Origin of the sequence: Streptomyces sp. NPDC050422, assembly GCF_044458665.1 — a bacterium.
Taxonomy (GTDB): Bacteria; Actinomycetota; Actinomycetes; order Streptomycetales; family Streptomycetaceae; genus Streptomyces.
Genome location: NZ_JBITIE010000012.1, coordinates 244,770 through 264,324 on the forward strand (window position 1 = coordinate 244,770; position 19,555 = coordinate 264,324).

Consider the following 19,555-nt stretch of genomic DNA (forward strand, 5'->3'; position numbering starts at 1 on the left):
GAAGGTACGCGATGATGGAAAACCGGACGATCCGTTTCCCCGCTGCGCCCGTCTCACGCGCCTTACCCGTCGTACGCGTCTTACCCGTCGTACCTGTTTCATCCGTTCCGTCCCGGACGGATCGTCCCCGTAGACGTCCAAGATCTCAGATCCCGCATCTCAGGTCCCAGTTTTTCAGGGAGAGCTGTCACATGGCACCGCGCATCCTGCTGGCCCGGCACGGCCGCACGGAATGGTCCGTCAAGGGAAATCACACCGGCAGGACGGACATTCCGCTGCTCGACTCCGGGCGCGAGGGGGCCAAGCTGCTCGGCGAGCGGCTGCACCGCGGGCCGTGGGCGGACCTGCCCGGGCTGGAGGTCCGCACCAGTCCGCTCGTGCGGGCGTCAGAGACGTGTCGGATCGCGGGGTTCGGCGAGCTGGCCGAGCCGTGGGACGCGCTGATGGAGTGGGACTACGGGGCGTACGAGGGGATGACGCCCGCCGAGATCAAGGCGATCCGCCCGGACTGGTTCATCTGGCGCGACGGGGTGCCGGAGGGCGAGACCCTGGCCCAGGTGTCGGCCCGGGCCGACGAGGTCGTCGAGTGGGCGCGCTCGGCCGACCGCGACGTCCTGGTCTTCGGCCACGGCCACATCCTGCGGGTGCTGGGGGCGCGGTGGCTGGGCGAGGACGCGTCGTTCGCGGCACGCATCCGGCTGGACCCGACGTCGCTGTCGGTCCTGGGCTGGGCGTACGGGGGGCCGGCGCTGGAGCGGTGGAACGACACGGGGCACTTGGAGCGGTAGAGCGCGGTGCGCTTGAGGGGGCGGCGACTTTCAGGGGGCCGGCACCCTTCTGCTTGTTCCGCGCTTGGGGGCCGCACCATCCAGCCCGTCCGGCGTTTGAGGACGGAACCGTGCGCCCCGGTCCCGGGCGCGGGTCCTCGCCCTCAAACGCCGGGCAGGCTGGATTTCGCGCCCCGGCCCCGGGCTGACGGTTCCGTCCTCAAACGCCGGACGGGCTGGAATTTGGGCGGACGGTCCCGTCGGGTTCGGGCGGACGGGCTGGAATTTGGGCGGACGGTCCCGTCGGGTTCGGGCGGACGGGCTGGAATTTGGGCGGACGGTCCCGTCGGGTTCCGGCGGACGGGCTGGAATGCGCGGCCGGACGGGCCGGAATCGCGTCGCCCTACGTGCCCGCCGAGGACATCGTGTGGCGGTCCAGGAAGTCCTTCACGTCCACCGAGCCGCGGCCCCGGGGCCGCAGGACCGTGGCCGCGTCCGCCAGCATCGACCGGATGCGGGAGGACTGGACCTGGTCCAGCAGGTCGAGCACCCGGTGACCCGTCGCCGCCGCCTCCTCCGTGAGGCCCGCCCGCGCCAGGTCCCAGGTCAGCTCCGCGCGGTACAGCGCCAGATTCCGGGTGAAGTGCGGGTCCTGCAGCCGCGTCGCCCGCCGTGCGTGGCGCGCGGCCCGCGACCAGTCGCCGAGCGCCGACCAGCACTGCGCCTCCAGCATCTCCAGCTCCGCCTCCCGGAAGAAGGTCATCCACTCCGGGTCCGCCGCGGACGGCCCCTTCCCGAACGCGGTGTGCGCCCGGCCGAGCGCCCGTTCGCAGCCGGTACGGTCCCCGAGCCCGGCCCGGCCCCCCGCCTCCCGCAGCGCGAGCAGCGCCAGCAGCCGCGGCGAGCCCAGCGGCTCTGCGGCCCGTTGCCCCGCCTCCGCCGCGCGTACGGACTCGCGCGGCCGGCCCGTGTCGCGCGCCAGGAACGACGCGTTGCAGAACGCGTGCGCCTCCAGGGCCGGGTCCCCGGCCACCCGCGCCGTGGCCAGCGCCTCCGCGTAGTGCGAGCGGGCGTCCTCGAACCGGCCCGAGTCGTGGGCCAGCCAGCCCACCGAGATGGCCAGCTCACCGGCGCCCGCGTGCAGCCGGTCCGCGGTGGAGCGGCGGGTCGCGATGCCGGAGTCGAGCAGGGCGTACGCCGTCCGCAGCGGCTGCGAGGCCCGCCGGTAGAGGCCGTCACCGCCGTGCCGGTCGTCGAGCAGGCGGATCTGCCGCACCGCCTTCTCGACGGCACTCACCTCCGCCTCGCCGACCCGGCGCTGCGCGGGCACGGAGGCGGCGGCCGGGCCGCCGAGGCCCAGACCCAGGGAGGCGGCCGCCACCGCGGTGGTGCCGCTCGTCATGAATGCGCGACGCAGCACGTCGCTCTCCTCGTCGGTGCCGCTGCCGAGCACGAGCAGCGGGGAAGTCGGGGGTGGCGGGGCGTCCACCGCGGGCCGGGCCCCCCGGCCGCGTACCGATTCGCGCGGCGAGAAGCCCAGGTCCGCCAGGTGCGCCCCGGGGAACATGTGCAGGAAGACCCGCTCGTACGCGTAGTTGGGACAGCGGATCTCGCCGGACTCCACGCGTCCGATGTACCGGGCGTCGCACGCGACCTGCTCACCGATCTCGCGAGCGGACCTGCGTACCGCGGCAGCGAACTCCCCGGCGGAGCGCTGTCCGCGCAGCCGCCGGAAGGCGGTGTTGGGAACTGCCCGTGTCGACACCATGGCGGGGCCCTCTCTGGTGCAAGCCGGGCGCCTGTTTCCGGTGTCCCGGCGGAGCAAGAACGTACCTGCTGTGACGGGACGCACACGCTGCGTTTGCCAACAAAACGGATATCTCGCCCACGATCCGCCATGAACTGCCACCCTTTGCGGCGGTGCTGCACCGTAGCCCTTGACGCCGTCGGCGCGTTGGTCCATGCGGAGACGGAGTCCGGCTCCGCCCGGCGATGAGAGGAGAGGTCCCTTGTTGCACCTCGGCATGGCGATCGGCTCGCGAACGACTGCGACGCCCGGGACAGCGGCCAGCACGGCGACGACCGGCACCACGGCACCCACCGAGGGGCCCGGCACACCCCCGGCCCCCGAACCCTGCGATCTGGTGACCGTCCCTGCCCGCCAGGGCCTGGAGGCCGTCGACATCCTGCGGCGCGGCGCCGACCAGGAGGCCGTCGGCCCGGTCCTCCACGACGGGGCCTGCGCCACCCTCGGCTTCCTGGTGCCCCCCGGCACCGCGCAGGCCTGGGACGTACCGGGCAGCGCCTGTACGCAGACCGACGGCCGCGGGCTGCGCATCCCCGCCGAGCCGCCGGTCCAGGGCAGCGGCTGGCTGCTGCCGCCCGCCGACGACACCCCGGTCACCGACCCGGCCGTGCTGCGGGCCGCGCTCGACCAGGCGGCCCGGCTGATCGAGGCGGCCGACAACTGCCGCTGAGAAGGTGCCGAGTGGCCCCGGAGCTCATAATGGCCGGACGGCGGGTGCCTTGATCAGCCCGTCACGGCCGGTCCCGACCGGCCCCGGACACGATGAGCAGTGAGCAGGGACGAGTAGCAGTGGCACGTCGAGGAGCGGCCGGGGGCGCGGGCGACCGCAAGCAGCGCGCGGACCGCCAGACCGATCGCAAGGCCGGGCGCGGCTCCGAGCGCCCCGGCGGCAACGTCACCGAGCCGGTGGACGGCGGCCTCGCCGAGCTGGTGCCCGACCGGGAGCGCCGGCGCGCCTGGACCCTGACGATCGACGGCGCCCCGCAGTCCCATGTGGACCTGGACGATCCGACGTACCTCTCGTTCGAGTACCAGCGCCGGATCGGCCACATCGCCGACCTGGTCGCGCCGGCCGGGCAGCCGCTGCACGTCGTGCACCTGGGCGGCGGGGCCTTCACCCTCGCCCGCTACATCGCCGCGACCCGCCCCCGCTCCACCCAGCAGATCGTCGAGGTGGACGCCGCCCTCGTCCAACTGGTGCGCCGGGAGCTGCCACTGGACCCGCAGGCCAGGATCAGGGTCCGCGCCACCGACGCCCGCGCCGGGCTCGGGAAGATCCAGGACGGCTGGGCCGACCTCGTCATCGCCGACGTCTTCAGCGGGGCCCGTACACCCGCCCACCTCACCAGCACCGAGTTCCTGGCCGAGGTGCGCCGCGTCCTGAAACCCGGCGGGAGTTACGTCGCCAACCTGGCCGACGGGCCGCCGCTGGCCCATCTGCGGGGCCAGATCGCCACCGCCGCCACCGTCTTCCCCGAGCTGGCGCTCGCCGCCGACCCGACCGTGTTCCGCGGCCGCCGCTTCGGCAACGCCGTACTGCTCGCCTCGGACGCGGCACCGAAGATCGCGGAGCTGACCCGCAGGGTGGCGACCGATCCGCATCCGGGGCGCGTCGAACACGGGCGGGCGCTCGCCGACTTCACCGGCGGCGCGGCCGCGGTGCGCGACGCGGACGCCCGGCCCTCACCCGCGCCGCCGGCGTCCGCCTTCGACTGAACCGGACACGATTCAGGACTTCACGATCTCGACCTGCGGCGGGTGGTCGTTCCAGGTGCAGAAGACCGACACCGTCGTGCCGTCGTCCTTGGTGAAGTTCACCCGGATCCATGTCGTGTTCGTCCAGACCTGCACCGACCAGTCCTGTTCCGGCGTCGCCGACACCAGCTTCGCCGCATCCGTGCCGAGTTCGAAGACGATCCGGCCGCCGTCCGTCCGGTAACTCCTCGCCGTGCCCGACGCCGTGGCTGTCGGCCGCGGAGTGCCGGCGGGGGAGCGGGAGGCAGTCCGGGACGGGGTCGCGGACGGCTTCGGGGTGGCCGGAGGCGTGGCGGACGGCTTCTTCGACGGCGACGGTTCCGGGCGGTGCGTCGAGGACACCAGGCTCTCGGCGCCGTCCCCCTCACTCCGGGCGCCCGCCGCGATCGGCACCGCGCGCGGCGGGTCGTACGCCGTCCCCGCCATCACGGTGTGCACACCCCACCACGACAGCGTGACCGCGGCGCCGGTGGCGAGCGACCACGCGAGCGCGTGTACGAGACCTCGTTGCATCCGGCACATCCTGCACCACAGGCCCCGGTGGTGTCCCCGGTACGGCCACCAGCCGGACCGCACAGGGTCCGATGGCGTACGGTGCCGCCCATGCCAAGTGTGCTCGTGGTCGAGGACGACCAGTTCGTACGTTCCGCCCTCATCCGGCACCTGACCGAGGCCTCCCACACGGTGCGCAGCGTCGGTACCGCGCTGGAAGCGCTGCGCGAGGTCGCCCACTTCCGGTTCGACGTGGTCATCCTCGACCTGGGACTGCCCGACCTCGACGGCGCCGAGGCGCTGAAGATGCTCCGCGGCATCACCGACGTCCCCGTCATCATCGCGACCGCGCGGGACGACGAGAGCGAGATCGTCCGGCTGCTCAACGACGGCGCCGACGACTACCTGACCAAGCCGTTCTCCGTCGAACACCTCTCGGCCCGCATGGCCGCCGTACTGCGCCGCTCGCGGGCCACCGCCGGCGAGGCCACACCGCCGCGCGTCATCCAGGTCGGCGGGCTCTCCGTGGACCCGCTGCGGCGCCGGGCCGAACTCGACGGCACCGCACTCGACCTCACCCGGCGCGAGTTCGACCTGCTGACCTTCCTGGCCGGCCGGCCCGGCGTCGTCGTCCCCCGCAAGGAACTCCTCGCCGAGGTCTGGCAGCAGTCCTACGGGGACGACCAGACCATCGACGTCCATCTCTCCTGGCTGCGCCGGAAACTGGGCGAGACCGCCGCCCGGCCCCGCTATCTGCACACCCTGCGCGGCGTCGGCGTGAAGCTCCAGCCGCCCGCCGAGCCCCCGGAGCAGCCCGCATGAGATGGGCCCTGGTCAAGGTCTGCCTGGCCGTCACCGCGATGGTCGTGGTCGCCTTCGCCGTCCCGCTCGGCCTCGTCATCAAGGAGATGGCGCGCGACCGCGCCTTCTCCGACGCCGAACGGCAGGCCGCGACGATCGGCCCCACGCTCTCCATCACCACCGACCGCACCGAGCTCGAAACGGCCGTCCTCACCACCGAACCGGGAGCCGCGGACCGGATGGCCGTCCACGTCCCCGCGTCCGGCGAGGCCGACGGCGTGGCGGTGGAGATCGGCACCCGGCGCGCCACCCGCAAGGACCTGGAGACCGTACGGGAGTCGGGGCGTGCCTCCATCACCGAGGTGGCGGGCGGCTCCGCGCTGCTCCAGCCGACGGCGCTCGGTTCCCGGGGCACCGTCGTCGTCGAGGTGTTCGTGCCCGAGGGCGAGGTCTCCAACGGCGTCGCCACCGCCTGGCTGATGCTCGCGGGCGTCGGCATCGCGCTGATCGTCGGCTCCGTCGCGGTGGCCGACCGGCTGGGCGTACGCATGGTGGAACCGGCCCGGCGGCTCGCGGGGGCCGCGCACGACCTGGGGGAGGGGCGGCTCGGAACCCGGGTGCCGGAAGAGGGGCCGACCGAACTGCGGTCCGCCGCCACCGCGTTCAACTCCATGGCCGACCAGGTCGTCCAGCTCCTCGCCAACGAGCGCGAACTGGCCGCCGACCTCTCGCACCGGCTGCGCACCCCGCTCACCGTGCTCCGGCTCAACGCCGCCTCGCTCGGCGAGGGGCCCGCGGCCGAGCAGACCCGGGCGGCCGTCCATCAGCTGGAGCGCGAGGTCGACACGATCATCAGGACCGCCCGCGAACAGCGCCCCCAGACCCAGGGGCTGAACGGCGGACCCGGCGCCGGCTGCGACGCCTCCGAGGTGATCCGCGAGCGGATGGAGTTCTGGTCCGCGCTGGCCGAGGACGAGGGACGCGAGGTGCGACTCGCGGGAGTGGACCGTACGGTACGCATCCCGGTGGCCCGCCCCGAACTGGCCGCCGCACTCGATGCGTTGCTCGGCAACGTCTTCCGGCACACCGCGGAGGGCACCGCCTTCGCCGTGGACGTCCACCACAGCGGTGACGCGGTGATCGTGCTCGTCTCGGACGCCGGTGGCGGCATCGCCGACCCGAAGGCCGCACTGGCACGCGGCAGCAGCGGACGCGGCGGAGCAGGGGGCGCGGTGGGATCGACCGGACTGGGCCTCGACATCGTCCGCCGGGTCGCCGAGTCCACCGGCGGCGACGTGCGGATCGGGCGCTCGGTGCTCGGCGGCACGGAGGTGCGCATCTGGATCGGGCTCGACGGGCAGCGGGCGCAGCGGCGCGGGCGCGGCCACCGGGTGGGCCGGCAGCGGCGCGGAGCGGCCGGCCGCCGCGGGAAGCTCCCCTTCCGCTCCGGGACGGGCCCGAACCTTTAGGCGGGCCGATGCGCTCCTTAAGCCAACCCTAAGAACATCAACTCCGGTCCGGATCATGCCGTTTGTCGGAATCGGTGCCGCTAGCGTGCTCCCGCATCCCCCACTTCCGTATGACGAGGCAGGAACGCGATGGGCACCAGCACGCACCGGCGCACGGCGAGCACCAGGACCAGGACGATCGGCGCGGTCGTCGCCGCGGCCGTGATCGGCGGCACGGTCTTCGCCCTCACCGGCACGGCCCAGGCCGCGGCGGTAGGCGCCGCGTACACGAGGACCAGCGGCTGGACCGGCGGATACACCGGTCAGTACGTCGTCACCAACGACACCGACCAGGTGAAGACCGGCTGGACGCTCGAGTTCGACCTGCCGGCGGGGACGAAGATCAGCTCCCTGTGGAACGGCGAGCACACCGTCAGCGGCAGCCACGTCACCGTCGGGCCGGCGAGCTGGGACAAGGAGCTCGCCCCCGGCAAGTCGGTCACCGTCGGCTTCGTCACCAGCTCCGACGGCACGGCCGCCGACCCCACCGGCTGCCTCATCGACGACGCCACGTGCTCCGTCGACACCGGCGCGACACCGGAACCGAGCGGCCGCCCCACCGAGACCGCGACCCCCACCCCGACCGCCACGGCCACCCCCACGCAGCAGCCCAGCGAGACCGCCACGCCGACCCCCACGCCGACGCCCACCCAGACCGACGGCGGCGGTGGCACGGCGAGCGGTGCGGGCTTCGCCCCGTACGTCGACACCTCGCTCTACCCGGCGTACGACCTGGTCGACACCGCCACCAAGACCGGCGTGAAGCAGTTCAACCTCGCCTTCATCACCTCCGGCGGCAGCTGCGCCCCGCTCTGGGGCGGGGTCACCGGCCTCGGTGACGACCACGTCGCCTCCCAGATCGGCGCCCTGCGCGCGGCCGGAGGCGACGTCCGGGTCTCCTTCGGCGGCGCCTCCGGCTCCGAACTGGCGCTGAACTGCACCTCGGCCACCGACCTCGCGGCGGCGTACGGCAAGGTCGTCGACACGTACGAGCTGACCAAGGTCGACTTCGACATCGAGGGCGGGGCGCTGCCCGACACGGCGGCCAACTCCCGTCGCTCCCAGGCCATCGCCCAGCTCCAGAAGTCCCACCCCGGCCTGGACGTCTCCTTCACCCTGCCGGTGATGCCCGAGGGCCTGACCCAGCCCGGCGTGGACCTGATCGCCGACGCGAAGAAGAACGGCGTGGACGTCGGCGCGGTCAACGTCATGGCGATGGACTACGGCGCCTCGTACAGCGGCGACATGGGCACGTACGCCATCCAGGCGGCGACGGCCACCCAGGCCCAGGTCAAGGGTGTACTGGGCCTCTCCGACGCGGACGCCTGGAAGGCCGTCGCCGTCACGCCGATGATCGGCGTGAACGACGTCAGCACCGAGATCTTCAAGGTCGAGGACGCCACCCAGTTGGTGGCCTTCGCAAAGGAGAAGGGTCTCGCCTGGCTCGCCATGTGGTCGGGCACGCGGGACAAGGAGTGCGCGGGCGGGCCGAAGCCGTCCGCGGACGCGTCATGCAGCTCGATCGCCCAGGAGCCGCTCGCCTTCACGAAGGCCTTCGGCGCCTACAAGTAGCCGACGAAGATGTTCGGGGCATACGCGTAGCCGACGAGCGCGTTCGGCGCGTACGCGTAGCCGACGAGCGCGTTCGGCGCGTAACTCTTAGCCGACGAGGGCGGTCGGCACCACAAGAGCCACCTCTCCCGCCCGCGCACCCCGGCCGGTCCCCACACTCCCCCCACCCGGCCGGGGTGCGCGCCCCTGTGCGCGGCGACCGCGCACCTCGTCACTCCGCCCGGTTCACCGCCGACAGCACCGCCGCCACCGACGCCGCCACACTCGACGCCCCTTGGCCGGCGCCCCAGCACTCCGCCTCGCCGACCCGGCAGCGCGCGTACGCCGTCACCGCCGCCCCCGGCCCCCGCGAGCCGTGCTCCGCGAAGTCCAGGACCGTCACCTTCACCCCGGCACCCTCCAGCGCATGCGTGAAAGCCCCCACTGGCCCGCTGCCGATGCCCTCGTAGTCGCCCTCGCGCCCGTCCACCCGCAGCGTGCAGACGAACCGGTGCTCACCGGCCGGACCGCTCTCCGCCGACCAGGAGGTCAGGGCGATCGAGCCGTCCCGCCCGTGGGCCAGATACGTCGCTTCGAACAGGTCCCACAGGTCCTTCGGCGTGGCCTCCCGGCCGCTGTCGTCCGTCGCGTCCTGCACCGTGCGGGAGAAGTCCGCCCTCATGCCCGCGGGCAGGTCCACGCCGTGGTTGCTCCGCAGCAGGTGGGCGATGCCGCCCTTGCCGGACTGGCTGTTGACGCGGATGACCGCCTCGTACGTACGCCCGACGTCCGCCGGGTCGATGGGCAGGTACGGCACCTCCCACAGCTCGGAGCCGCTGCTCGCGCGGTGCGCGAACCCCTTGCTGATCGCGTCCTGATGGGTGCCCGAGAACGCGGTGTACACCAGGTCGCCGCCGTACGGCGAGGCGCAGCACCGGGCGCTGGTCACCGCTGTGGTGGCGGGTGACGCGGAGTCGGCGGGCCGGGCCGCGCAGGCGGAGTTGCAGCGCACCCTGGACCGTTTGCGCGCCGCCTGAGGGGCTGAGGCGGGTCCGTCCGCCGGCGTCCAGCAGGCCCGCACTCGCCGGTCCTGCCTGCCACGCGTCACCGCCTGCGCCTCCCGGCCCGCACCACGCCGCCCGGTGCGCCCAGTTGGTCCGTCTCATCCCGGTGGTCCCGGGCGTCCCGATGATCCGGGTTGCCCGGATCGGCGGCTTCCGTGTGGGCGTCGTTCCGGTCATCCGGCGGCTCGCCGTTTCGGCCACCGTCCGGCGCTCGACTTCGGGGAAAGAACGCGGAGGTGTCCCTGAGTGCCCCCTGGGTGCGACGTCCCGTTCACCTTCCGGCGGGCCCGGTCGAAGGAAACGGGGGTGCTGGAGGGTGTTTCCGGGGGGTGCGGCAAAACCGGTACGGTCGCGTCCGCTTCCTGGGATCCGTCTCAAGATCCACTCTCAACAGGGCTGCCACCTGCGGGAATTCGGGAATCACTCCGTCCGCTTCCCGCGATGACGCGCTTTGGCAAGCCCTCGGCCGGACACGGTCTCGTGACTTGCAGGACACGCTCGCGCAACGGAAGCGTCTTCAACTCTTGACACCCACCCCTCCCAGGCAGCAACCTTCCGACATCGACGCATGGGAGCGCTCCCACATCGCAAGAGGAATTTTCGCGCGAACGGCACTGCCCGTGTCCTCCCCCCTGAACCATCCGGCACCCGCACTCACCAGCGCGTATGCCACGCAGTGAGCCAGTCCCACCCTGGAACAAGGAGTAGTGGAATGCGTATCACCCGCACCGCCGCCGGTCGGAGCCGCAGAGTCGCGGTTCTGGCCACCACGGGCCTGACAGCCACGGCCCTGTTGCTGACCGGCTGCAGCAGCGACTCGGACTCGTCGGACAACACGTCCTCCGATGCGAACGGGAAGATCACGCTGACCGTCGCGGACTTCGGGCAGTTCGGCTACAAGGAAGCCGGTCTCTTCGCGAAGTACCACGAGCTGCACCCGAACATCACGGTGAAGGAAGAGACCACCGCCAAGGAGGAGGACTACTACCCCAAGCTGCTCCAGCAGCTGAACGCGGGCAGTGGTCTGGCCGACGTCCAGGGCCTCGAGGTCGGGCGCATCAAGGAGCTCGTCGACACCAAGGCGGACCAGTTCGCCGACCTGAGCAAGGTCATCGACGTCAACGAGTGGGTGTCCTGGAAGGAGAAGCAGGCCACCGCGAAGGACGGCAAGGTGATCGGCGCGGGTACCGACATCGGCCCGATGTCGCTCTGCTACAACACCGAGCTCTTCAAGAAGGCCGGCCTGCCGACCGACCGCAAGGACGTCGCCGCGAAGATCTCCGGTGGCTGGGAGGACTACCTCAAGCTGGGTGAGGAGTTCAAGAAGAAGGCGCCCAAGGACACCTACTTCATGGACTCCGCCAGCGCGATGTTCAACGCCGTCGTCAGCTCGAACGCGAAGCAGTACTACGACGAGAACGGCGAGGCGATCTACAAGGAGAGCCCCAGCGTCAAGCAGGGCTGGAACCTGTCGGCCGAGGCCGCGGACAAGGGACTGACCCAGGGCCTCGCCCAGTTCGGTGACCCGTGGAAGGCCGCTCTGCGCAAGGGCACGATGGCCACCGTGGTCTGCCCCGCCTGGATGGCCGCCCAGATCTCGGTCGCCGCCGGTGACGGCAACAAGGGCAAGTGGGACATCACCACCGCCCCCGGTTCGTCCGCCGCCAACTGGGGTGGATCGTTCCTCGGTGTGCCCAAGTCGGGCAAGAACGTCGAGGAGGCCGGCAAGCTCGTGAAGTGGCTGACCGCCCCCGAGCAGCAGGCCGCCGTCTTCAAGGCCGTCGGTCTCTTCCCGTCCAACAAGGGCGCGTACGAGCTGGCCGACGTGAAGACCGGCAAGCTCCCGTACTTCAACGACGCACCGATCGGTGAGATCTACGCCGATGAGGCCAAGTCCATCCCCGAGGCCATCATCGGCCCGAAGGACGCCGCCATCAAGGAAGCCATCTCCACCCAGATCAACAACATGGAGCAGCGCGGAACCGAGCCTGACAAGGCGTGGGACGCGGCGACGGAGAAGATCGACAAGGTGATCGGCTGACGTTCGCAGCGGCGGGCGGCCCCCGGGCCGCCCGCACCTGCACGTCACCGTCCCGCGGGTGCGGAGCCGTGCGGGACGCGTCTTCCGGCGGGCTTGCACGGGGCGACCGGGTATCTCCCCGGCCGCCCCGTGGAAGCCCACCGCACGCGTCCTGGGCCCTGCCTCGTACCCGGGTAACCCAAGCACTCCAGGGAAGGAATCCCGCCCGTGGCCACCTCGTCTCCCACCCGGGACGCATACGCCCCGCCACCCCCGAAGAAGCCGGTGGACACCCGCCGCCAGACGTGGCGGAGCCGCCTCTGGCGGTTCGACGACAAGGCGTCGCCGTATGCCTACGTAGCCCCGTTCTTCCTCATCTTCGGCGCCTTCGGGCTCTATCCGCTGATCTACACCGGCTGGATCGCGCTGCACCGGGTCGAGATGACCGGCATGGACCAGATGACATGGGTCGGCTGGGAGAACTTCGACAAGATCCTGCACGACTCGGAGTTCTGGACCGCCGTCACCAACACCTTCCTGATCGGTGTCATGTCGACGGTCCCGCAGCTGCTCGTGGCCCTGGGCCTGGCACACCTGCTGAACTACAAGCTCCGTGCCAGCACCTTCTGGCGCACGGTGATCCTCACCCCGTACGCCACCTCGGTGGCCTCCGCGGCGCTCGTCTTCGCCCTGGTCTTCCGGGCCGACGGCGGTCTGCTGAACTGGGCGCTGGAGTTCGTCGGCTTCGGTGACACCAACTGGGCCAACGGCGACTGGACGTCCAAGATCGCCATCTCGGTCATCGTGATCTGGCGCTGGACCGGCTACAACACCCTGATCTACCTCGCCGCGATGCAGGCCGTACCGTCCGATCTGTACGAGGCCGCCTCGCTCGACGGCGCCTCGCGCTGGCAGCAGTTCCTCAAGGTGACCATCCCCTCGCTGCGGCCCACGATCCTGTTCACGATCGTCATCTCGACCATCGGCTCGATGCAGCTGTTCGGCGAGCCCCTGCTGCTGGAGGGGGGCAAGCTCGGCGCGACCGGCGGCAGCGAGAACCAGTACGAGACCCTCAGCATCTACCTCTTCAACTACGGCTGGAACCTGGGGCATCTCGGTCCGGCCGCCGCAGTGGCCTGGGCGATGCTCGCCCTCCTGCTGCTCATCGCCGCGGTCAACTGGCTCATCGGCCGCTTCGTACGCAAATCCGCGGTCTGACCGGGAGCGATATCCATGACCATCACCAGCCCCACCAAAGTTCCCGGGTCCGTCCGCCCGGTGCGCACCGCGCACCGCGCGCAGAAGCGCCCCAGCCGCTTCAAGCCCGGTGCCGGACAGCAGCTGAAGGGCGGTCCCTTCGCCTACATCGCGCTGACCGTCGTCGGCATCGGCTCGCTGCTGCCGCTGTACTGGACCCTCGTGGCCGCGTCCCACACCCAGGACGAAGTTCTGGCCACCACCCCGCCCTTCCTGCCCGGTGGACGGCTGTTCCACAACCTCGAAGCCGCCTGGGAGCAGGCCCACCTGGGCAAGGCGATCGTCAACAGCTTCATCGTCTCCGGCTGCATCACGCTGGCGACGCTCTTCTTCTGCACCCTGGCCGGCTACGCCTTCGCCAAGATGCGCTTCCGCGGCCGCGGGGCGCTGATGGCCGGGGTCATCGCGACCCTGACGATCCCGCCGCAGCTCAGCGTCGTCCCGCTGTTCATGATGATGGCCGACCTCGGCTGGAGCGGAAGCCTGGAGTCGGTGATCTTCCCGACCCTGGTCAGTGCGTTCGGCGTGTTCTTCATGCGGCAGTACCTGATCGAGGCGCTGCCGTACGAGCTGATCGAGGCCGCCAAGATCGACGGCGCGAGCAACTTCCGTATCGTGCGAAGCGTCGTGATTCCGGTGGCCCGTCCCGCGATGATGGTGCTGGGTATGCTCACCTTCGTCCAGTCGTGGAACGACTTCTTCTGGCCCTACCTCGCGCTGAACCAGCAGAACCCCACCCTCCAGGTGGCCCTCGGCCAGCTGAAGGCCTCGTACACCCCCGACGAGAGCATCGTGATGGCCGGCGCGCTGATCAGCACGCTGCCGCTGCTCGTGGTGTTCGTGATCTTCGGCAAGCAGATCGTCGGCGGGATCATGTCCGGCGCCGTCAAGGGCTGACATTCCCCCGGCCGTTCCTCCCGGCCCCCGCCTCTTCCCGGAACTCCCGTACGGCCCGTACCTGACCGCGGGCTGTACGGGCTCCGGAGTTCCACCCTCTTTTCCCGCCCCTGTCCGTCCACACCTGGGAGCGCTCCCGCATGACTGCCGTACGACCCGACATCGCCCCGAAGCAGGCGCCCGAGGCAACGAAATTCCCGACGGGCTTCGTCTGGGGAGCGGCCACAGCCGCCTACCAGGTCGAGGGCGCCGCGGCCGAGGACGGGCGCACCCCCTCCATCTGGGACACCTTCAGCCGCACGCCGGGCAAGGTCCGCAACGGCGACACCGGCGACATCGCCGCCGACCACTACCACCTGTACCGCGACGACGTCGCGCTGATGAAGCAGCTGGGGCTGAAGGCGTACCGCTTCTCCATCTCCTGGTCCCGGGTGCAGCCCACCGGCCGCGGCCCCGCCGTCGAGCGCGGTCTGGACTTCTACCGCAAGCTCGTCGACGAGCTGCTCGAAGCCGGCATCGCCCCCGTCGCCACCCTCTACCACTGGGACCTGCCCCAGGAGCTGGAGGACGCCGGCGGCTGGCCCCAGCGGGTCACCACCGACCGGTTCGCCGACTACGCCGCGATCATGGCGGGCGCGCTCGGCGATCGGGTCGCGACCTGGACCACCTTCAACGAGCCGTGGTGCTCGGCCTTCCTCGGATACGGCTCCGGTGTGCACGCACCCGGCCGCACCGAGCCCGCTTCCGCTCTGCGGGCGGCCCATCACCTCAACCTCGCCCATGGCCGGGCGATCGAGGTTCTGCGCGATCAACTCCCCGCTGGCGCGCAGACCTCGGTCACCCTCAATCTCCACCAGGTCCGCCCGCTGACCGCGAGCGCGGCAGACGCGGACGCCGCCCGCCGGATCGACGCGGTCGGCAACCGGATCTTCACCGGCCCGATGCTGCGCGGCGAGTACCCCGAGGACCTGCTCGCCGACACCTCGCACCTGGTGGACTGGTCCAAGCTGGTCCAGGACGGCGATCTGGCCGCCATCTCGCGTCCGGTCGACGTCCTGGGCATCAACTACTACACGCCGACGATCGTCTCCATGCCGGAGAAGGGCGAAAGCGGAAGTGGCAACGATGTCCACGGCTCCAGCACGTTCTCCCCGTGGCCCGGTTCCGAACACGTCGCGTTCCACCTCGCCGAGGGGAAGGAGCGCACCGCCATGGACTGGCCCATCGACCCCGACGGGCTCTACAACCTGCTCATGGACGTCACCCGTGACCACCCCGGTCTGCCGCTGATGGTCACGGAGAACGGCGCCGCCTTCGACGACTACGTGTCGCCCGAGGGCCGGGTGGAGGACCCCGAGCGGATCTCCTACCTGCACGGCCATCTCGACGCCGTGCAGCGGGCGGTGGCCGATGGTGCGGACGTCCGCGGCTACTTCCTGTGGTCGCTGATGGACAACTTCGAGTGGGCGTACGGCTATTCGAAGCGCTTCGGCACCGTGTACGTCGACTACGCCTCCCAGCGCCGCATTCCCAAGTCGAGCGCCCACTGGTACTCCGATGTGATCCGCCGTCACGCCCTGCCGCCGGTCGACCTGTCCTGACCCGACCGACCCGGCACCACCCCTGAGACCCGGCCCCGTGCCGGGTCTCAGTCATGTCCGCGTCCCCTGTCTCCGTCCCCATTCTCCGCCCCGCCTCCCGGACCTGCGGGGGCCGCTTGACCACGCGCGTAGAGTGGGAGCGCTCCCACGGTGCGGGCCGGGGGGTGGCGGGCCGGTCCCGTCGAGTGTCAAGGGATCCCACGCCAGGACTTGGTTTGGTTATCCGACTGTGAGAAATTGACCGCGAACGGGAGGCAGCCATGACGGCAGCGCGAGTACGGAGCGGGGGCCGGCCCACGCTCGAAGAGGTCGCGGCACGGGCGGGGGTCGGACGCGGCACCGCCTCGCGTGTCATCAACGGTTCACCACGGGTCAGCGCGCACACGCGCGAGGCGGTGGAGGCGGCCGTCGCCGAGCTCGGGTACGTACCCAACCGGGCGGCCCGCGCCCTGGCCGGGAACCGGACCGACGCCATCGCACTCGTCGTGCCCGAGTCGGAGAGCCGCTTCTTCGCCGAGCCCTACTTCTCCGACGTCGTCCGCGGAGTGGGCGCGGCTCTCGCCGACACCGAGATGCAGCTGCTGCTCACCCTCGTCGGCAGCGACCGCGAACGCCGAAGACTCGCACAGTATTTGACCGCCCACCGCGTGGACGGCGTGCTGCTGGTCTCCGTCCACGCCGACGACCCGCTGCCCGATCTGCTGGAACAGCTCGGCATGCCCGCCGTCATGAACGGCCGCAGGTCCGCGACCGAGCCGCTGCCCTCGGTCGACTCGGACAACTTCGAGGGCGCCCGCGGCGCCGTCGAGCACCTCGTCTCCCGGGGCCGCCGCTCCATCGCCACCATCACCGGCCGACTGGACGTCTACGCCTCCCAGCGGCGCCTCGACGGCTACCGCAGGGCCCTCTCCGACGCGGGCCACGAACCCGACGAGCGACTGGTCGCCCCGGCCGACTTCTCCGAGGAGGGCGGCGTCCGGGCCATGCGCGAACTGCTCGCCCGCCGCCCGGACGTGGACGCGGTCTTCGCCGCCTCCGACCTGATGGCCGCCGGCGCCCGCCAGGTGCTGCGCGAGGCCGGCCGGCGCATCCCGGACGACGTGGCCCTCATCGGCTTCGACGACTCGGCCGTGGCCCGGCACATGGACCCGGCACTGACGAGCGTGCGCCAGCCGATCGAGGAGATGGGCCGGACGATGACCCGCGTGCTCCTCGAACAGATCGCGGGCCAGAACACCGAACGCCCGCAGATCGTGCTGCCGACGGAACTGGTGGTGCGGGACTCGTCGTGAGGGCGGGTTCTGGGGAGCCGTGAGGACGCCGTCGGCACGCTTTCGATCTACGCCGCTTCGATCTCCGTGCCGATCATGTCCTCGCTCATACGACGCTCTCCGCCTCGGGCTCCGTCGGATCGGCAGCAGGGTCCTCCTCGGCCCGGCGCAGCCCGCGGACCTTCGAGAACAGCGGCGGCACGACCGACAGGCACAGACCGCGGCAGCGACCCACAGCACCCGCGCAGCCCCAGCGGAGAGATGAGTGCGGCGGCCGGCGCCGCGCCCAGCGGCACCGCGCCCCAGGACAGGAAGCGCAGGGTGGCGTTCATCCGGCCGAGCAGGTGGGTGGGGGTGGTCGTCTGGCAGATCGTCATCTGGAGGATGTTGAAGACGACCACGCCCAGGTAGACGACGAACAGTGCGGCGATGAAGCCGACGGCGCCGGTGGCGAGCGGTACCATCGCCGCGCCCGCGCTGAAGACGGCGATGCTCGCGAGCAGCGTCCGGCCGGCTCCGAAGCGGTCGGCTGCCGCGGTGCTGACGACCGCGCCGAGCAGACCGCCGGCGCTGCCGATGCCGAGCGCCACACCGATGACGCCCGAGTCGGACGGACCTTGCCCCTCGGCGCCGTATGCAACTCCGGTGGCAGGATGGCCACGCGGCCGATGTGCCCGCCATGGCCCGGGCGCCAGGGCCGCCCCCATGCCACGACACTCCTATCGGAGGAAGACACCCATGGACAGACGCGCCCTGATGCTGGCGACCGGCGGACTCTTCGGCAGCGTCGGTGCCGCCCAGGTGATGGCGGGTTCGTCCGCCGTCGCGGCCGGGACGGACGCCTCGCCGGGTCCCGTCTTCGACGTGCGGGCCTACGGAGCGGTGGGCGACGGCGTCACCGACGACTCCCCGGCCTTCCATCAGGCGCTGACCGCTGCGAGGGAGGTTCCCGGCGGGGGAGCGACGCTGCTGGTGCCCGCGGGCAAATATCCCCTCGGGGAGTCCCTGCTGCTCGGTCAGGGCATGACCGTGCGCGCGTACGGAGCCCTGCTGTTCCGGACGGGCAACACCTCGGCCCTGGTGAAGAACTACACCACGGGTATGCCTGCGGTCGGCGGATACGGCGGGGTCGGGAACATATCCGTCCACGGCGGCACCTGGGACATGCGGGGCAGCCGTTTCACCTCGACCTGCCCCGCGTTCGTCTTCACTCATGCCGACGGTGTCACCGTCCGCGACGCGACCGTGCTCGATGTCCCCGAGGCACACGCCGTCGAACTCAACGCGGTACGGCGGGTCAGGATCACCGACTGCCTCTTCGACGGGGTGTACGCGGCGCCCGGTGTGCCGGCCGTGCCCAACCGGCACGAGGCCGTGCAGATCACCGGCGCGACCAACGCATACAACCTGCCGGCGCCCGACTACGACGGCACCCCTTGCGAGGACGTGCTGATCTCGGGCTGCACGTTGCGCAACTCCTCATCGGCCAACGCCCCCTTCGACGCCCTCTGCGGCGACCATTACGTCGCCTCCGCCGACTCGCCCCGACCCCTGCACCGGAACATCCGGATTCTGGGGAACCGGGTGGAGAGCAGCGGCGCGTACGGCGTCCGAGCCACCGACTGGCAGCAGTCGGTGATCGCCGGCAACACGATCGACTCGGCGGCGGTCACCGGCATCTACGTCAGTTCCGGTTCCGGCAACCCGGTCCAGGACATCGCGGTAATCGGCAACACCGTGCGCGGGGCCGGCACCGGGGGCGCCATCGTGGTGTCCAACACCGCTACGGGGCGCAACAGTTCGGTGGTCATCAGTGACAACCTCATCCGCGGGGTGGATGGCGAGACGGGGATCTACGTCGGGCAGACCGACGGCGCGTCGGTCACCGGCAACACCATCGCCACGACCCGTCATCCGTCCGGCGGGAACGCGCAGGGGATCCAGCTCCAGGGCTGCCCCGACGCCGTGGTCACGGGCAACCACCTGTCGGACGTCGACGGTGACGGCATCGGCGTCGACAGCGGTTCGACCGGAGTGCTGGTCGCCCAGAACACCGTGCTGGACGCGGCTCGCAACGGCATCTCCGCCGCCTCCTCCGACATCGCCCTGCGCGACAACCGGATCACCGGCGCGGGCTCGGCCGGGCTGGCCGACACCTACGCCATCCGCATCGGGGGGAACGCCGTGAACGTGTCGTGCCAGGGCAATGTGTCCCGCCCAGGCGAAGGTACGGGCGCCGAGGCGGGCATCGCCGTGAAGGCCGGCAGCCGGGGCGCCTGGGTCACGGGCAACGATCTGCGCGGCTGGGGTGCGGCGGCGGTCCTCGACCGGGGCACCGGGACCGTGGCAGCCGACAACCTCGGCTGAGCCGACGGGCCGTGCAGGTGGGCGAGGCGCGGCCGGACCCACGCCCGCCGCGCCTCGGTACGCAGCCCTTCGAAACATGCCCAGCAGGGGTTGGCGGTCGTGCTTCCGCTCCCGCCCCAGCCGGGTACCCTCCGGGCGCAGGGGCGGCCGCACCGATCACACGCCTGGGTGCGGCCGACAGGGGCAGGCCGCCCAGCGCTTCGGGTGAAACGGAGTTGCAAGTGATGTGGGCGCATTCCTGTGCCCACGGGGCCATCGAACGTGCCTATTTCGCTCTCAACTCGCCGCGGGTGAGAGGCGGCTCCTTCTCAGCAACCCTTTCGTGCGTGGAGGCCCGGCCCGGCCCTCGGTGGGAGAGGAGGCCGGAGGCCGGGTGGTCTCGTTCTCGCCGCGCTCG

The 19,555-nt window shown here is 71.4% G+C and carries 16 protein-coding genes and 1 pseudogene; 12 read left to right on the forward strand and 5 right to left on the reverse strand.

The genetic code is table 11. The features are described 5' to 3' along the window. Positions 1–191 precede the first annotated feature (191 nt). The gene (locus ACIBJG_RS21025; RefSeq protein WP_399309260.1) at positions 192–788 is read left to right on the forward strand and encodes a histidine phosphatase family protein; all 597 of its coding nucleotides are present in this window, start codon (positions 192–194) and stop codon (positions 786–788) included. 382 nt (positions 789–1,170) lie between these two features. Here ACIBJG_RS21025 and ACIBJG_RS21030 read toward each other — a convergent pair whose 3' ends face one another. Further along, on the reverse strand, positions 1,171–2,535 hold the full coding sequence (locus tag ACIBJG_RS21030; RefSeq protein WP_399309262.1) for a tetratricopeptide repeat protein: 1,365 nt from the start codon (positions 2,533–2,535) through the stop codon (positions 1,171–1,173). Positions 2,536–2,776: 241 nt separating this feature from the next. Between ACIBJG_RS21030 and ACIBJG_RS21035 the strand changes: the two genes are divergently transcribed. Next, positions 2,777–3,244, forward strand: a complete 468-nt coding sequence (locus ACIBJG_RS21035; RefSeq protein ID WP_399309264.1) for a hypothetical protein — start codon at positions 2,777–2,779, stop codon at positions 3,242–3,244. Positions 3,245–3,363: 119 nt separating this feature from the next. Continuing rightward, a complete protein-coding gene (locus ACIBJG_RS21040) occupies positions 3,364–4,290 on the forward strand; it encodes a spermidine synthase (protein WP_399309266.1) in 927 nt (308 codons plus the stop codon). 12 nt (positions 4,291–4,302) lie between these two features. Here ACIBJG_RS21040 and ACIBJG_RS21045 read toward each other — a convergent pair whose 3' ends face one another. Continuing rightward, complete coding sequence (locus ACIBJG_RS21045; RefSeq protein WP_399309268.1) at positions 4,303–4,842, reverse strand: hypothetical protein; 540 nt, start codon at positions 4,840–4,842, stop codon at positions 4,303–4,305. A gap of 90 nt (positions 4,843–4,932) precedes the next feature. On the opposite strand from ACIBJG_RS21045, the gene ACIBJG_RS21050 reads away from it, so the two are divergent. From ACIBJG_RS21050 to ACIBJG_RS21060, 3 genes are all read left to right on the forward strand, one after another. After that, positions 4,933–5,643, forward strand: coding sequence for a response regulator transcription factor (locus ACIBJG_RS21050; protein ID WP_399309270.1), 711 nt, complete (start codon positions 4,933–4,935; stop codon positions 5,641–5,643). Next, positions 5,640–7,091: a sensor histidine kinase gene (locus ACIBJG_RS21055; protein WP_399309272.1), complete on the forward strand. Its 1,452-nt coding sequence runs from the start codon at positions 5,640–5,642 to the stop codon at positions 7,089–7,091. The genes ACIBJG_RS21050 and ACIBJG_RS21055 overlap by 4 nt, the downstream gene beginning before the upstream one ends. A 129-nt stretch (positions 7,092–7,220) precedes the next feature. Further along, positions 7,221–8,702 (forward strand): cellulose binding domain-containing protein, encoded by a 1,482-nt coding sequence (locus ACIBJG_RS21060; protein ID WP_399309275.1) that lies wholly within the window; start codon positions 7,221–7,223, stop codon positions 8,700–8,702. Here the strand turns inward: ACIBJG_RS21060 and ACIBJG_RS21065 are convergent. Both ACIBJG_RS21065 and ACIBJG_RS21070 read right to left on the reverse strand, forming a co-directional pair. After that, positions 8,693–8,818: a hypothetical protein gene (locus ACIBJG_RS21065; protein WP_399309277.1), complete on the reverse strand. Its 126-nt coding sequence runs from the start codon at positions 8,816–8,818 to the stop codon at positions 8,693–8,695. The genes ACIBJG_RS21060 and ACIBJG_RS21065 overlap by 10 nt on opposite strands. A 95-nt stretch (positions 8,819–8,913) precedes the next feature. Beyond that, a pseudogene (locus tag ACIBJG_RS21070) lies at positions 8,914–9,603 on the reverse strand (alpha-isopropylmalate synthase regulatory domain-containing protein); the annotation flags it as partial. 854 nt (positions 9,604–10,457) lie between these two features. On the opposite strand from ACIBJG_RS21070, the gene ACIBJG_RS21075 reads away from it, so the two are divergent. From ACIBJG_RS21075 to ACIBJG_RS21095, 5 genes are all read left to right on the forward strand, one after another. After that, on the forward strand, positions 10,458–11,786 hold the full coding sequence (locus ACIBJG_RS21075) for an ABC transporter substrate-binding protein (RefSeq protein ID WP_399309278.1): 1,329 nt from the start codon (positions 10,458–10,460) through the stop codon (positions 11,784–11,786). A gap of 207 nt (positions 11,787–11,993) precedes the next feature. After that, complete coding sequence (locus tag ACIBJG_RS21080; protein ID WP_399309280.1) at positions 11,994–12,983, forward strand: carbohydrate ABC transporter permease; 990 nt, start codon at positions 11,994–11,996, stop codon at positions 12,981–12,983. 15 nt (positions 12,984–12,998) lie between these two features. Beyond that, positions 12,999–13,919 carry a carbohydrate ABC transporter permease gene (locus tag ACIBJG_RS21085; protein ID WP_399309282.1) on the forward strand — a complete coding sequence of 307 codons (921 nt, stop codon included), beginning with the start codon at positions 12,999–13,001 and terminating at the stop codon, positions 13,917–13,919. 140 nt (positions 13,920–14,059) lie between these two features. Then, positions 14,060–15,520 carry a GH1 family beta-glucosidase gene (locus tag ACIBJG_RS21090; protein WP_399309284.1) on the forward strand — a complete coding sequence of 487 codons (1,461 nt, stop codon included), beginning with the start codon at positions 14,060–14,062 and terminating at the stop codon, positions 15,518–15,520. A 260-nt stretch (positions 15,521–15,780) separates the two neighbouring features. Continuing rightward, complete coding sequence (locus tag ACIBJG_RS21095; RefSeq protein ID WP_399309286.1) at positions 15,781–16,812, forward strand: LacI family DNA-binding transcriptional regulator; 1,032 nt, start codon at positions 15,781–15,783, stop codon at positions 16,810–16,812. 47 nt (positions 16,813–16,859) lie between these two features. Here ACIBJG_RS21095 and ACIBJG_RS21100 read toward each other — a convergent pair whose 3' ends face one another. Continuing rightward, positions 16,860–17,381, reverse strand: coding sequence for a hypothetical protein (locus ACIBJG_RS21100; RefSeq protein ID WP_399309288.1), 522 nt, complete (start codon positions 17,379–17,381; stop codon positions 16,860–16,862). A 148-nt stretch (positions 17,382–17,529) separates the two neighbouring features. On the opposite strand from ACIBJG_RS21100, the gene ACIBJG_RS21105 reads away from it, so the two are divergent. Then, complete coding sequence (locus tag ACIBJG_RS21105; protein WP_399309290.1) at positions 17,530–19,158, forward strand: right-handed parallel beta-helix repeat-containing protein; 1,629 nt, start codon at positions 17,530–17,532, stop codon at positions 19,156–19,158. Positions 19,159–19,555 lie beyond the last annotated feature (397 nt).

What these genes read in the sequence shown, in the direction of transcription:
- ACIBJG_RS21025 (WP_399309260.1), top strand. Translation starts at nt 192, where the DNA reads ATGGCACCGCGCATCCTGCTGGCCCGGCACGGCCGCACGGAATGGTCC.
- ACIBJG_RS21030 (WP_399309262.1), bottom strand. Translation starts at nt 2,535, where the DNA reads ATGGTGTCGACACGGGCAGTTCCCAACACCGCCTTCCGGCGGCTGCGC.
- ACIBJG_RS21045 (WP_399309268.1), bottom strand. Translation starts at nt 4,842, where the DNA reads ATGCAACGAGGTCTCGTACACGCGCTCGCGTGGTCGCTCGCCACCGGC.
- ACIBJG_RS21050 (WP_399309270.1), top strand. Translation starts at nt 4,933, where the DNA reads ATGCCAAGTGTGCTCGTGGTCGAGGACGACCAGTTCGTACGTTCCGCC.
- ACIBJG_RS21055 (WP_399309272.1), top strand. Translation starts at nt 5,640, where the DNA reads ATGAGATGGGCCCTGGTCAAGGTCTGCCTGGCCGTCACCGCGATGGTC.
- ACIBJG_RS21060 (WP_399309275.1), top strand. Translation starts at nt 7,221, where the DNA reads ATGGGCACCAGCACGCACCGGCGCACGGCGAGCACCAGGACCAGGACG.
- ACIBJG_RS21075 (WP_399309278.1), top strand. Translation starts at nt 10,458, where the DNA reads ATGCGTATCACCCGCACCGCCGCCGGTCGGAGCCGCAGAGTCGCGGTT.
- ACIBJG_RS21085 (WP_399309282.1), top strand. Translation starts at nt 12,999, where the DNA reads ATGACCATCACCAGCCCCACCAAAGTTCCCGGGTCCGTCCGCCCGGTG.
- ACIBJG_RS21090 (WP_399309284.1), top strand. Translation starts at nt 14,060, where the DNA reads ATGACTGCCGTACGACCCGACATCGCCCCGAAGCAGGCGCCCGAGGCA.
- ACIBJG_RS21095 (WP_399309286.1), top strand. Translation starts at nt 15,781, where the DNA reads ATGACGGCAGCGCGAGTACGGAGCGGGGGCCGGCCCACGCTCGAAGAG.
- ACIBJG_RS21105 (WP_399309290.1), top strand. Translation starts at nt 17,530, where the DNA reads ATGGACAGACGCGCCCTGATGCTGGCGACCGGCGGACTCTTCGGCAGC.